The following is a 12,986-nucleotide window of genomic DNA, read 5'->3' as shown; positions in this document are numbered from 1 at the left end:
TTGGTGATTGGTTTGTTTGCTTGGCCTCTGGCGCTTCTACCTTGGGTAAAAGCTGGGCACAACTCAAAACATGGAGCACTGACATGAGCGCTCTTAGGGTAAACCCGTCATTACGACAACCGAAGCGGACACCTGAACTGATTATAGCGCCGCCTGTTTTTGTTGCTAGAGTTACATTAGTTTTTAAAGTAACAAGTCCCGCATTTTTATAGCCAAAATAATCTTATGGCAGAAAGTGGTTGTTTCTATAGATGAGTTGATCTACTGCTGATACCCTGCGTCGCATCTTTATGTGGGCAATTTTTATGTACGACATTGTAGAAAATAACTCGGGATTTATTGTAATTTATAAAAAGCCGAATACCAGTTTTCACAGTGAGTCCGGTGAACCGGGCCTATTTGAAACGCTTCGCCAACATGAGCAATTGGATAAATTATTTCCAGTGCATCGTTTGGATAAAGTGACGTCCGGTTTATTGGTGATGGCAAAAACAGCCGTTATTAATCGCCAGTTAAATGATGCATTTCGCATGCGCGAAGTAGAAAAATATTATCTTGCCATAAGCGCAAAAAAACCGACTAAAAAACAAGGTTTGATAAAAGGCGATATGGCGCCCTCGCGGCGCGGCGCATGGAAACTTCTCACTGCACAGGAAAATCCCGCTAGCACACAATTTTTTAGCAAAACTATTACCGCGGGAAGGCGCTTGTTTATTGTTAAGCCACATACGGGCAAGACCCATCAAATTCGGGTGGCATTAAAAAGTATCGGCGCACCTATTTTAGGCGATGGTCTCTACGGCGATTCAGTTGCGAGTGAAACATGCGATCGCACTTATTTGCACGCGTTCAGTCTTGCTTTCCGGTTGGATGGCAAACAATATCGATTTACCGGGTTGCCGCGTGAAGGTGATTTTTTTGTCGATGAGTTGTTTGATGCGGCGATGGTAGGGTGGAGAGAGCCTTGGCTTTTGCCCTGGCCAGTTATTTCAGGAAAAAGTTAAAAATAGCTGGATTTACGCAAACAAACAGGCCGCACTAAATGCGGCCTGTTTGTTTTAAATTTTGGCTCCGCCTGCTGGACTCGAACCAGCGACCCAATGATTAACAGTCATTTGCTCTACCGACTGAGCTAAGGCGGAATTGTGCTTTTCATAATGAAGAGGCGCGCATAATATAGAGACGAAAAATAATGGTCAACTATTTTGATGTATTAACGGACTATCGGTTTCCATTAACTTCCACAAACTTTAGTCAAAAAATCATCATGCATAGGTAATTGCGACAGTGGACTCTGTTTGATTTTTTTAATATTGATGAGCATTTCCTTTAGCTGTTCCTCAGAAAGACTGTTGACCAGAGGATGATAGTCTTGTGGTGTAACACCTTGTCCCAATAAAACTTGCAACCAGGAGGCATCGTGAAACAGATCATCTGGTTCACGAGACAATGTACCGGTTTCGCGGAACGCATTTATTTTGTGCGTCAAACTAGCAGGGACTTCCATCGTTCCAAGATCACGCCAGAAGCGGCTATCATCGCGTTTATTCGCATGATAGTGAAGAATAATAAAATCACGGATTTTTTCAAATTCTTTTTGGGATTGATGGTTGTAGGTAACAACATTGGCAGGTGCAATACCCTCGTGAGGGAAGAGTTTTATTAATCGTACAATTGCTGATTGAATCAAATGAATACTGGTAGATTCAAGCGGCTCAAGAAAACCACTCGATAATCCAATCGCAATGACATTACGGTTCCACTGTTTTAATCGTCGCCCGGTTTTAAACTGGATAAGGTTAGGTTCGCCCAACGCCTCGGTCTCAATATTGGAAAGTAGCAAATGGGTTGCTTCATCCTCTGAATAATAATTGCTGTTATAAACCAAGCCATTACCATTGCGATGTTGTAATGGAATTCGCCATTGCCAGCCGGCTGCATGTGCAATAGCACGGGTGTAGGGTAAGGTTTGGGCGAAGCGTTCGGAGGGAACAGCAACAGCGCGATCACAGGGTAGCCAATGACTCCAATCCTCGTAGCCAGTACCTAATTGTTGTTGGATTAACAAGGCGCGCATCCCTGAGCAATCGATAAACAAATCGCCCGCAACAGTGATGCCATTTTTCAGCGTGAGACTTTCGACATAGCCGCTATCCGGATGAATACTGATGCTATTAATTAACCCCTCAGTACGCACCACCCCCAATTTTTCGCTGAATTTGCGTAAAAAGGCCGCATACAGCGAAGCATCAAAGTGATAGGCGTAGAGCATATCCAGAACCGGATCTTTCGCGATAATCGGGGCAAATTTGTTTTCAGTTGCACACAGATAATTGAGATCGTAATCCCATATGCTGGACGTGTCGCCCAGTTGTTTTGCACGTAACCATAAGTGATGAAAGTGACAAAATGCGATAGGCTTTCCTGCGGCACCGAAAGTATGAAAATAACTTTCGCCTTGCCTGTGCCAATTATCGAATTTAATTGCAAGTTTGATCGTTGCTTTTGTTTCGCGCAGAAAATCCGTTTCATCAATACCCAACACTTCATTCACATGGCGAATAGGGGGGATTGTCGCTTCGCCAACTCCAATACGACCAATTTCTTCAGATTCGACGAGTTCAATATTAACAATCGTCCCCAGTACTTTTTTCAGCAGAGATGCGGTCATCCAGCCTGCTGTTCCACCACCCACAATAACAACTTTTTTTATTGGCTTATTCATTGGCTGCATACCTGGCAGATAGTGATGGTTAAAATCCGGGAAAATACTTATTAGGGTGCACTGCTGAAGTTCAGCACCAGTTTGCACTAGGTAGCGTGTGTTTTGTATATAGATAAAAAAATAAAGGCGCCGAAGCGCCTTTATTTTTGACTGTATAGGTTTGCTTTTTCGATAAGATATAACTCGCCTAACAAACTGCTATTCGTATTTACACAGGTAAGATGTTTCTACGTCGGCGGATACTTTAAAACGCTGGTTGGCTTCAACGATAAACGTTTGGCCGGCAGCAAAGGTTTCCGCTTTGTCGTTACCTGGCAGTACTACCGTCAGGCTGCCACTTACTACGGTCATGTATTCCTTTTGGCTGGTACCGAATTCATATTCGCCTTTCGCCATTACGCCAATAGTTGCTGGCAGGGTTTCAGTTTGGAATGCAATAGATTTAACTGCGCCACCAAAGTATTCATTAACTTTAAACATGGGATGCTCCGCTCAAGGTGGGTAGTGGATAAAAATGCCGTTGGAGGCACAAGGATATAAATACGAATAACACGGGCACAAAAAAGGCCGCATAAATGCGACCTTTCGTTTTTAATTCTGGCTCCGCCTGCTGGACTCGAACCAGCGACCCAATGATTAACAGTCATTTGCTCTACCGACTGAGCTAAGGCGGAACGGTGACTTCCTCTGTGGAAGTGGTGCGCATGATATAGAGGCAGTTTTGGTTGGTCAACCGTTTTTGCCTGTTTTCAGTAACTTTTCTTGCAAAAAAATATCAATAAATTCAAGGCTGTTTATTAATCCTGCAAGCTGTGTTTTCGCTATCCAAAATGGATTGGATTGGCGTATTGAGCAGGTTGTTTTTTCATCAGTGCTAAGCTCAAAGCCCCAGTTGAATGACCTTAAAGCTGCCGTTATTGACCAGCAGGTTGACGTGCGTGAACAGTGGGGCGGCCTTGCGTTCCAGTGGGATAAACTGATTTACCACAAAAATGGCAGTACCTTGAGGTGTCAGCAGGCACTTGGCACTTGCAAGAAATTTATCAGTCAGGTCGCCATCAATGCCAAATCCCTGGTGGAAGGGCGGGTTACACAACACTAAATCCACCTTGATTGATATGCCTTTTCCCGCATCGGCTGCGATAACATTGCCAGTTAGCTGGTTATGCAGCAAGTTTTGTTTGGCTACTGCAAGTGCGGCAGCGTTGTTGTCAGTCATTGTCCAGCGCTGGATGCTTTTGCAGCTCGCAAGGCTGGCGGCGGCAATAGTCAGATAGCCGTAGCCACAGCCTAGATCCAGACATGACGTAGGCGCGTTCGTCGAGTCAAATTGCTTTTCAAGTTCCTCAATGAGTAAAGCGCTACCTGAATCCACTTTATTCCAGCCAAACAGACCGGGTTTGCTGAGTAATTTTAGTTGTGAATCGAGTGCAATCGGGCGCTGGTAGTTATAGTCGCTATCATCCAATAATTGCCCGGCATCATATTCTGTATATTTGCTCAATTCAGATGAATAAACCGGGCCATTTTTTTCGATATTTTTTCCGCTACCCAATAGCTTGGCAATTTTTTCGATATAGGTTTTTGTACCTTCGTTTTTATATCCGGCAATGGATAATTGCCCGCCGGGCTTTAAGCAGCGCCACGCTTGATTGAGCAGGTGATGTACCACCGGCTTTTCTTTGGATACACGGTAAAAAATTTTGTCGAGGCTATTGTCCTCGATTCCGCCGCAATCAAAGTCATTGAATTCGGTATTGAAACCGCGCGCTTTTGCTTGTTCGGCAACATCCCAACGATTGGTTAATACTAATAATTGCTGTTGATGCAACGCCGCGGGGAGCATATTTAATGCATTTTCATCGGTGCACCAAAGATAACGTTTGCCAGTGTCCGCCGGAATATTGCTAAGCTGTTGGGTGATCCAGTGAAGGGGCAAATCAGTCATGGTGCTACGCTCTTTATTTCATCAGTTGTTAATGCGCGATACTCACCGGGTGCTAATGCAGGATCTAATTGAATGTCACCAATGCTCTCGCGATGCAATCCCACTACCAAATTGCCCGCAGCAGCAAACATGCGTTTTACCTGATGATATTTGCCTTCATGGATTTGCAAAAGTGCCTCATGGCTGGAAATTAATTCCAGATGCGCCGGGCGCGTTGGCATCTTTTCGCCATGTAATTGTACGCCAGTCGCAAAGAGCGCAGCAGTTTCAGTTGTAATCGGGCTGGCGGTGGTAACACGATACGTTTTTGGACATTCGCTGCGCGGTGACGTGATGCGATGATTCCATTGGCCATCATCGGTAAGCAGCACTAAACCTGTGGTGTCTAAATCCAGTCGCCCGACAATTTGTAATTCCTGCCAGCGCGGCAAGCGAATTAAATCGACGATGACAGGGTGCTCGCTATCGCTATTAGCGCACACATATCCCATTGGTTTGTGCAACATTAAATAGCGGGTTTGTAATGCTTCGATGCGTGCTCCATCAAGCATAATAATTTCATCGCCCAATAATTTTTGATCACCTTTTTTTGCAACGACATCATTAACGATCACCCTGCCTGCTTTGATGGCTTGTTGAACAAGTGAGCGCGAATAATCGCTATAGTGGCTGAGAAATTTATCGAGACGCATTAGAAATCCTGAACGGTTAGCCAATGTTGGGGCAGGGCGTTACCCCAGTCAAACTGCTGAATAATGTGGATAAATCTGGCAGCAAGTGGTGCTACTAAAGTCAGTGTTTGTTTGGTGACAGGATGGATAAGTTCCAGCTCAGTCGCCGCTAACATCAAACCGGTGCAGCCAAATTTTTCCTGGAAAAATCGGTTGTGGTTGCCTTTGCCATGCTTTGCATCGCCAATGATTGGATGACTGATATGCTTCAGGTGGCGACGAATTTGGTGTTTACGTCCGGTGTGTGGATTGCATTGTACGAGTGAGTAACGTGTACAGGGATATTTATCAATGCTAAAGGGTAATTCGATCTGTGCCAGCGTTTTAAATTCAGTAACGGCAGGTTGTGCCGGTTTATCGAAGCGCGCTTTTTTATCGGTGTACCTATCCAATTCTTCAACGAGCGAATGATTAATTACTCCTTGGTTGGGAGAAAAACCACGCACCAACGCCACATAGGTTTTGTTTAATTCATGACGAGTAAAAATATCACCCAGATGTCGGGCGATACCTGATGAAAGAGCAAACACCAATACCCCTGAAGTCGGTTTATCCAAGCGATGAATGGGATAAACAGGCCGGCCAATTTGGTCGCGTAATAACTGCACCGCGAAGCGCGTTTCATGGCGATCAATTTCACTGCGATGAACCAATAGGCCGCCGGGTTTATTGATGGCAACCATATATTCATCGCGATAAATAATGGGCAGTAATTCCGTCATCAGCTTAACTTATAAAGTGGTGAACTATAAAAATAAAAGCAGGCGAGTGCCTGCTTTTATTGGAACGCAAAAACGGTATAGTAATAAGGTTAAATTATTCAGCGTTCTTTGGTGTTTGTGTGTCACTTGCTTCGTTGCTACAGGTCCATCCCCAGCTGCTTTGTTTCTCGGCAAATTCTGCTGCCTTCGCTTCACATTGACTCTCGGTGCTTTCATAACTCCACAGCGTCTGTGTAGTGCCATCTTTAGTATAACTCACAGTGCAGGGCGCTGATTTGTCGGTAGACTTATAAGCTACTTCGATAATACGCTCGGCATTATTCATCTTGCAGATATATTTAATTGTATCATTTGCAGTGACAGAAACACTCACCGCCAACAAACTACTCAATAAGAGAAAATTACGCATTTGATCTTTACTCCCTAAGTTAAATTGCGATACGAACAGTTTTATCAAAACAGTGACAACAAAAAAACAGAAATTTTAAATAATTAACCGATTTTCTTTTCGCCTGAGTCTACTGTTTGGTAGATCAAGGTATTAATTGTCATTGGGCCGACCCCACCGGGAACAGGTGTGTAGGCGGCAACACGATTAACCAAGGGTTTTAACTCGATATCACCTACCCCACCGGGATGATAGCCGGCATCAACTACCACAGCACCGTCTTTAATCCATTCTGCTTTGATGAATTCCGGTTTGCCAACGGCACCGACAAGAATATCGGCTTGCTTGATTAATGACGGCAAATTTTGTGTGCGGGAGTGGCAAATAGTAACTGTGGCGTTGGCATTGAGCAGCATCAGTGCCATTGGTTTGCCCAGGATAGGGCTGCGGCCAACTACCACGGCGTGCTTGCCGGCCAGTTCAATTCCGTAACTTTCGAGCAGGCGCATAATACCTTTTGGTGTGGCGCAACCATAAGCTTCCTCCCCCATGCTCATACGGCCAAAACCTAAACAGGTCACGCCATCAACATCTTTCTCTGCACTGATTGCATCAAAGCACAAGCGCTCATCAATTTGATGTGGAACCGGATGCTGCAACAAAATGCCGTGCACATTCGGGTTGTTATTTAACTCGTGGATTTTTGCCAGCAGTTCATCCGTCGTTGTAGATGAAGGCAGTTCCACTTTTAACGATTCCATACCAATACGGGTACAGGCATTACCTTTCATTTTTACATAGGTTGCCGATGCTGGATCATCACCGACAAGTATGGTTGCCAGGATAGGGGTTTGGCCGTTGCTGCGTGCTTTTAATGCGGCGACACGAGCAGAGAGTTCCTGTTCAGTTTTTTCGGCAAGGGCTTTGCCATCCAATACAAGTGCGGACATGGGCGCTAATTACCTGTGTAGTAAATGATAAATGGGGCTAAATCTGAGGTTGCGCATTTTCCCACAGCGGGCAGGAGTCGCCAAGGGAATTAAGATTGATGAGCGGAAAAACTGATCTTAGAAGGGCATATTAAAGGTTTGAGCTTTGAAATTAATTTCAGAGGGGTACTGAAATCATTGTGCGGCCTTACTAGGCGTTTACCAATATTCAATTAAATCAATTGTTTAGGTCTTGCTCTTCTGCTTGTCCCCCAGATTCAGTGACGACTTTAGGGGCTGTGGTTGTTACTTTGATTTGGTTTGTGATTGTTGGCTGTGGTCTTTTTTAAGCGGACAGCGTTTGGGGAGATGTTTCCCAACAAGTGGGGCTACTTTCTTGCCCGTACGATATTGCTTGCATATGGTTAGTGGCGGGGTATTTGCAGCCGCGGAAGGAATTAAAGCTGAATACTGATACGTTGTTGTTGCAGCAAGGAGCACTAAAAAATCAGGTCGCAGCAACTAAAAAATGGCCGAGCATTGAGCGCTGCAAAAAACAAATGGCGGCGCGACTTTTAACCTGAGATTTACTAATACCAAAAATTAAACATTAAAACTAAATGTAAACAATCTATTTACTCGGGACTCTGTGATTGTTGGATTGAATAGAGTTAACTTGATTGATGAAGAGATTCATTTATTCATCCGACAGCTTTATAGCAAGGGCGGTTTAGCTGGTACATTAAGAGTTAAAGATAAAAAGTTACCAGATAAAGAAGGTAGCTTACACTGCCTTCTTAATTTTAAACCCGTTTAGTGAGGGCGTCATAAATTGCGTTGTTCTCACGTTTACCTACAGCAATCACAACAATTTCAATTTTCTTGTTGTTAATGCGGTAGGCGAGGCGATACCCAGCTGAACGCAATTTAATTTTGTATACATCCTTCATGCCGGATAACTTGTCTTTAGGCACTTTGAGATTTTTCAGCTGTTCCTTCAGCTTCGTTTTAAATTGCTCACGTATTTGTGGCTGCAATTTTTTCCATTCTTTTAAAGCTTCATCGTCAAAAACTAACTCATAAGTTATCGATATTTACCCTGGTGAATGTTCTCCCAGGGCGTGACTCGCGTTTCTCTACCAATGCTTTTAATTCCATGTCTTCCAACTGCTCGATGATGGCTTCCCAAACATTACTAGGCACACAGTAGTAAGCAGGTTTATTGTGGTGCAGTACTGCAACCGGTGAGCCAGCTTCCAGCACTCCCATAGGGTTCTTTTTAAGATCAGTGACGCTAATAGAAGCATCTGCCAGTTGATTCAACATACATTCCTATAAGGCTAATGCCATCTTAAGGTGAGAACGTGGATCACGTATAGCGTTGCCATCTTCAAGGTGGTGACGTGGTTCATCTCCAGCGTCGTGGTAGTTACAAACTAACCTGATGCTTAATATGGCACCAAATAAAGTGCTTTTTAACAGTCTTTTTTGAATAAGGCTGTCTCAGGCTTAGAAAGCTCATCCAATAATTCACTGCGATCAAGCGACCGGCATCATTTTTGGAGGCAATGACGTGCTGCATCCGGAAAATTCACTCCTCCCGACCTGCGGCTTCTGTAAAAAAATGAATTTGTGAAATGAGGTTTTGAAGGCAGGCCGCATGAGTGCTGCATTGAGTGATAAATAAGCAATTCAACGTTTGAAATGAATGGAAGTGAATGTGAAATTACAGTTCAGAAAATATTTTTCAAAAGCGGCAAAGTTTCGTGGCGACTTTTGGAAATATTTTAAAAAAATTAGAGATAAAAATAGGAATTTAGCAACCGTTAAGAGTGTTATAGATGTTTGATTTTAAAGGGGATTTTTTCTTGGGAGGGATTGGGGTGGCTGATGGGGCTCGAACCCACGACCACTGGAATCACAATCCAGGGCTCTACCAACTGAGCTACAGCCACCGTAGCAAAACAAAAATAACACATCCATATGTGCGGGATGGAATCCCTAATTGAACATACCAGAGAGAGTAGGGCGAGATAACAATTGCCCAAATGGCGCGCCCGGCAGGATTCGAACCTGCGACCACCCGCTTAGAAGGCGGGTGCTCTATCCAGCTGAGCTACGGGCACATGCTGGAACAAACCTTCGCAGGTTCGATAAAAAGATGGTCGGAGTGGAGGGATTCGAACCCCCGACATTCTGCTCCCAAAACAGACGCGCTACCGGGCTGCGCTACACTCCGACGACTTAAAACTGACTGCGTTTCAAGTGGTGCGCATAATAACGGTGAGGCTTAGGCTCGTCAACGAAAAAAATACAACAAAATAAAATATTTAGCTCACTCAGTTAAATTCTAATCAGCTTGTGCAAGCTGTGTTCAGAACATCTGTAAAGCATTGAATTGTGACTTTGTTTATCGCACGAAAAGCAATCAATTGTGCATTTGCGTTTTAATTTCAGCGATCAAAGCTGGATTATAGCCTTTTGCTCGTCGCGCTATTGAGTTTTGCCTATTGCCTCCCTTAGCTGGATTTATGCGACCCTGACAAGCTGCTGTCAAAACAGTAGCTAAGTCTTTGTTGAGACTTGTGTGTCGGTCATCAGCTAGTCAGAATAAGCAACTATCCGTTTGGGAGATTTTATGCAAAACAATAATTTAGCTGTTTCGATGAAGTTGGGAATGCGTCGTTTGGCGTCTGGTGTCTGTGTGCTTTCTACAACCTTACCGGGCAATCAGCGCTTTGCAATGACTGTTTCTTCAGTGACTTCGGTATCTGATTCTCCTGCTTCGTTATTGGTATGTATCAATCAATTAGTGTCGCAGCAAGCACATTTGGCGACGCCGGGTAGTCAGTTTGCGATTAATGTACTTTCGGTTGACCATCAAAATGTTTCTAATATTTGTGCGGGGCGGGAACCTAATAGAAATCGCTTTGAGATAGGAAATTGGGAAGAGGACGATACCGGCTTGCCGGTGCTTGGGGATGCTCAAGCAGTATTTATCTGTCAAACCGATCATGTCACCACTTATGGCACCCATAAAATTGTCATAGGCGCGATTCATAAAGTGATTTTGAATGGCGCAGATGTAGATCCTTTGCTTTATGCTGACGGTAGCTATGGCGCATTTGCGCGCCAGTAAAGGTCTTTATTACTGCATGATTTATCCTTCATACATTTCGATATTCAAGGCGTAGCCGCAGTAAATGTAATAGTTCAGCAATGATGCAGACAATTAATCAAAATTTGCCTTGCAATATGAATATTTCGTTTCTATAAGGCCTTTAAGGTTAATGACTACTAACTCTTTATGCACACCTTCTGTGCTTAAATGCCCAACCCGCTCATGGCTTGATCAAAAACGTGAAAAAATGAGCTTTTGATCTGGTTTTTTTATGTAACATTATGAAATATAAGGATATTTTTCAATTGATTAAAATTTAATCAATTTGTTGTTGGTATAGATTTTATAGGCCTTTGAGAAGGTTTCCCAAAAACTATCCACTAAGTTATCCACAGAAAATGTGGACAAAAATTTGATGAAGGTTTTTGTGCAAAAAAGTTACAGTTTGTGTGCTTTGTATCTTTTTAATCGTAACAAGTGACGATTTCTATTGATTTTTTCCTGGTCAAACCACTGGATTTATTTATGAATAAACGATTGAAGGTTGCCGTGCTGGGTGGTGGTAGTTTTGGTACGGCAATTGCCAATATCATCTCTTGTAACAATCATCAAACCTACCTGTGGATGCGAAGCACAGAGCAGGCCGAAGTGTGCCAATCTGAGCGCCAAAATACCCGCTACCTTCCCGGTTATATGCTGCATGAGCAATTAATCATTACGGCAGACTTGTCCCAAGCCGTTACCGATGCCGATTTGGTGTTCGTATCTATTCCCAGCCATTCCTTTCGCACCGTTACCCGGCAGCTTAAGCCCTTGCTGGGTGGTGGCACTATGGTAGTTAGCACTGCTAAAGGCATCGAGCCGGAAGGGTTTACGTTGATGAGCCAAATCCTTGAGCAGGAATTGCCAGGGCATCCGATAGGTGTTTTGAGTGGGCCTAATTTCGCCAAAGAAATTGTGCAGCAACAACAGACAGGCACTGTTATCGCCAGTGAGAGCGAAGCAGTTATTTCTTGTGTGCAACAAACACTCAAGTCTTCCACTTTCCGCGTGTACGCTAATCATGATCGTTATGGTGTAGAGTTGGGCGGAGCATTGAAAAATATCTATGCCATTATTTGCGGGATGGCGGCGGCATTGGGCGCAGGGCACAACACTCAAGCAATGTTGTTGACGCGGAGCCTTGCGGAAATGGGGCGTTTTGCGCAAATGATGGGCGCTAATCCCATGACATTTTTAGGTTTGGCGGGGGTCGGTGATTTAATTCTGACTTGTACTTCGGATTTAAGTCGCAATTATCGTGTAGGCTTCGCCTTGGGGCAGGGTAAAAAACTCGATGATATTGTTGCCTCTTTGGGACAAGTAGCTGAAGGTGTTAATACGCTGCGCCAAGTGAAACAGAAAGCCGATGAACTGCAAGTGTATATGCCATTGGTTTCGGGACTTTACGCCGTTCTCTTCCAACAAAAGGCGATTGCTGATGTAGCGCGTGGTTTGATGGTGGGTGAACAAGCTGATGATGTTGAATATTTAAGGGGTAACTAATGGACAATGAACAATTAAAATCCAATCTCACATCCAGTAAGCATTGGTTGCGGTTGATTTTTATGCTGCTATTTGCCGCAGTGTTGCAGCTTGCCAGTTTGGTTATGTGGATATTGGTTATTGTGCAATTTTTCTTTTCGTTGATTACCGGTGAAGACAATCAGCATTTGCGCCGCTTCGGTCATTCGCTGTCCACTTATATCTACGATGTTTTAAAATTTTTATGCTACAGCAGCGAAGAAAAACCATTTCCATTTGCTGACTGGCCAGCCGACACCGGCGTATCTGCGCAAGAAGCGCCAGTCGCAAAAGAGGCAGCAGCAAAAGAATCTGCAGTGAGAGAGTCTGCTAATCGCGTAACTGATACTCCAGATGAAGCTGCAAATTAAATGACAATTTTTATTTTGCGGCATGGGCAAGCTGAAGCGCAAATAACGACGGATGATGCGCGTCAACTTACCAGTAAAGGGCGGAGTGATACCGATAAAGTTGTGCAGGCCCGTGTGGCTGATATGGCTTCGGTCTCCGCGATCTGGGCGAGCCCATTGGTTCGTGCACAACAAACCGCAATAATTGCCGCAGGTTATTTTCCGCAGCTAAGCATCCAGACAACCGATCTCCTTGTGCCAGAGGCCAATCCGCTTGCACTAATGGAGTGGTTGGAGGCACTCAATACAAAACAGTTGCAAGCTTCCAATCAATCAATTTTGTTGGTGAGTCATCAACCGTTAGTGGGTTTGTTGGTCAATAAATTGTGCAACAAACCGAACGATTATTACCCGATGGCTACCAGTTCTCTCGCCGCTATCCAGACACCAATAGTTGCAGCGGGTATGGGCAATTTACTTTGGCTGGATCACGCCTAGAATAAAACGAT

General features: G+C 44.2%; 15 protein-coding genes and 5 tRNA genes. 6 read left to right on the top strand and 14 right to left on the bottom strand.

Features of this window, described 5'->3' with window-relative positions:
* Window positions 1-305 precede the first annotated feature (305 nt).
* On the top strand, window positions 306-1,004 hold the full coding sequence (locus tag AC1RJL_RS17825; RefSeq protein WP_492916477.1) for a TIGR01621 family pseudouridine synthase: 699 nt from the start codon (window positions 306-308) through the stop codon (window positions 1,002-1,004).
* 62 nt (window positions 1,005-1,066) lie between these two features.
* Here the strand turns inward: AC1RJL_RS17825 and AC1RJL_RS17820 are convergent.
* The 11 genes from AC1RJL_RS17820 to AC1RJL_RS17770 all read right to left on the bottom strand — a co-directional run bounded on the left by AC1RJL_RS17820 (window position 1,067) and on the right by AC1RJL_RS17770 (window position 8,769).
* Window positions 1,067-1,142: transfer RNA gene (locus tag AC1RJL_RS17820), tRNA-Asn, on the bottom strand.
* A 92-nt stretch (window positions 1,143-1,234) separates the two neighbouring features.
* Window positions 1,235-2,725, bottom strand: a complete 1,491-nt coding sequence (locus tag AC1RJL_RS17815; protein ID WP_492916475.1) for a tryptophan halogenase family protein — start codon at window positions 2,723-2,725, stop codon at window positions 1,235-1,237.
* Window positions 2,726-2,923: 198 nt separating this feature from the next.
* Window positions 2,924-3,205, bottom strand: a complete 282-nt coding sequence (gene ppnP / locus AC1RJL_RS17810; protein ID WP_492916473.1) for a pyrimidine/purine nucleoside phosphorylase — start codon at window positions 3,203-3,205, stop codon at window positions 2,924-2,926.
* A 118-nt stretch (window positions 3,206-3,323) separates the two neighbouring features.
* Window positions 3,324-3,399, bottom strand: a tRNA-Asn gene (locus AC1RJL_RS17805).
* Between the two features lie 206 nt (window positions 3,400-3,605).
* Entirely contained in the window at window positions 3,606-4,673 is a 1,068-nt protein-coding gene (locus AC1RJL_RS17800; protein WP_492916471.1) for a class I SAM-dependent methyltransferase, read from the bottom strand.
* Window positions 4,670-5,365: a 16S rRNA pseudouridine(516) synthase RsuA gene (rsuA, locus tag AC1RJL_RS17795; protein ID WP_492916469.1), complete on the bottom strand. Its 696-nt coding sequence runs from the start codon at window positions 5,363-5,365 to the stop codon at window positions 4,670-4,672. The genes AC1RJL_RS17800 and rsuA overlap by 4 nt, the downstream gene beginning before the upstream one ends.
* Entirely contained in the window at window positions 5,365-6,126 is a 762-nt protein-coding gene (truC, locus tag AC1RJL_RS17790) for a tRNA pseudouridine(65) synthase TruC (protein ID WP_492916467.1), read from the bottom strand. Before truC ends, rsuA begins: the two co-directional genes overlap by 1 nt.
* Window positions 6,127-6,220: 94 nt before the next feature.
* Window positions 6,221-6,535, bottom strand: a complete 315-nt coding sequence (locus tag AC1RJL_RS17785; protein WP_492916465.1) for a hypothetical protein — start codon at window positions 6,533-6,535, stop codon at window positions 6,221-6,223.
* Window positions 6,536-6,618: 83 nt separating this feature from the next.
* On the bottom strand, window positions 6,619-7,464 hold the full coding sequence (gene folD / locus AC1RJL_RS17780; RefSeq protein ID WP_492916463.1) for a bifunctional methylenetetrahydrofolate dehydrogenase/methenyltetrahydrofolate cyclohydrolase FolD: 846 nt from the start codon (window positions 7,462-7,464) through the stop codon (window positions 6,619-6,621).
* 782 nt (window positions 7,465-8,246) lie between these two features.
* Complete coding sequence (locus tag AC1RJL_RS17775; RefSeq protein ID WP_492916612.1) at window positions 8,247-8,531, bottom strand: type II toxin-antitoxin system RelE family toxin; 285 nt, start codon at window positions 8,529-8,531, stop codon at window positions 8,247-8,249.
* The gene (locus AC1RJL_RS17770) at window positions 8,521-8,769 is read right to left on the bottom strand and encodes a type II toxin-antitoxin system Phd/YefM family antitoxin (RefSeq protein WP_492916461.1); all 249 of its coding nucleotides are present in this window, start codon (window positions 8,767-8,769) and stop codon (window positions 8,521-8,523) included. The genes AC1RJL_RS17775 and AC1RJL_RS17770 overlap by 11 nt, the downstream gene beginning before the upstream one ends.
* Window positions 8,770-9,163: 394 nt before the next feature.
* Here AC1RJL_RS17770 and AC1RJL_RS17765 point away from each other — a divergent pair, with 394 nt between their 5' ends.
* Window positions 9,164-9,292, top strand: coding sequence for a hypothetical protein (locus tag AC1RJL_RS17765; protein ID WP_492916459.1), 129 nt, complete (start codon window positions 9,164-9,166; stop codon window positions 9,290-9,292).
* Window positions 9,293-9,322: 30 nt separating this feature from the next.
* Here AC1RJL_RS17765 and AC1RJL_RS17760 read toward each other — a convergent pair.
* From AC1RJL_RS17760 to AC1RJL_RS17750, 3 genes are all read right to left on the bottom strand, one after another.
* A tRNA-His gene (locus AC1RJL_RS17760) sits at window positions 9,323-9,398 on the bottom strand.
* A gap of 94 nt (window positions 9,399-9,492) precedes the next feature.
* Window positions 9,493-9,569 (bottom strand) — tRNA-Arg (locus AC1RJL_RS17755).
* A gap of 36 nt (window positions 9,570-9,605) precedes the next feature.
* Window positions 9,606-9,682, bottom strand: a tRNA-Pro gene (locus AC1RJL_RS17750).
* A 399-nt stretch (window positions 9,683-10,081) separates the two neighbouring features.
* On the opposite strand from AC1RJL_RS17750, the gene AC1RJL_RS17745 reads away from it, so the two are divergent.
* The 4 genes from AC1RJL_RS17745 (at window position 10,082) to sixA (ending at window position 12,975) form a co-directional block, all read left to right on the top strand.
* Window positions 10,082-10,582, top strand: coding sequence for a flavin reductase family protein (locus tag AC1RJL_RS17745; protein WP_492916457.1), 501 nt, complete (start codon window positions 10,082-10,084; stop codon window positions 10,580-10,582).
* 507 nt (window positions 10,583-11,089) lie between these two features.
* A complete protein-coding gene (locus AC1RJL_RS17740) occupies window positions 11,090-12,109 on the top strand; it encodes an NAD(P)H-dependent glycerol-3-phosphate dehydrogenase (protein WP_492916454.1) in 1,020 nt (339 codons plus the stop codon).
* Window positions 12,109-12,498 (top strand): DUF4389 domain-containing protein, encoded by a 390-nt coding sequence (locus AC1RJL_RS17735; RefSeq protein WP_492916452.1) that lies wholly within the window; start codon window positions 12,109-12,111, stop codon window positions 12,496-12,498. The genes AC1RJL_RS17740 and AC1RJL_RS17735 overlap by 1 nt, the downstream gene beginning before the upstream one ends.
* Window positions 12,499-12,975, top strand: a complete 477-nt coding sequence (sixA, locus tag AC1RJL_RS17730; protein WP_492916450.1) for a phosphohistidine phosphatase SixA — start codon at window positions 12,499-12,501, stop codon at window positions 12,973-12,975.
* The last annotated feature ends 11 nt before the right edge of the window (window positions 12,976-12,986 follow it).

This window comes from Cellvibrio sp. GW822-FHT04B05 (genome assembly GCF_058800985.1).
Note: the sequence above shows the minus strand (reverse complement) of the source record. Positions and strands in the feature narration are given on the sequence as shown.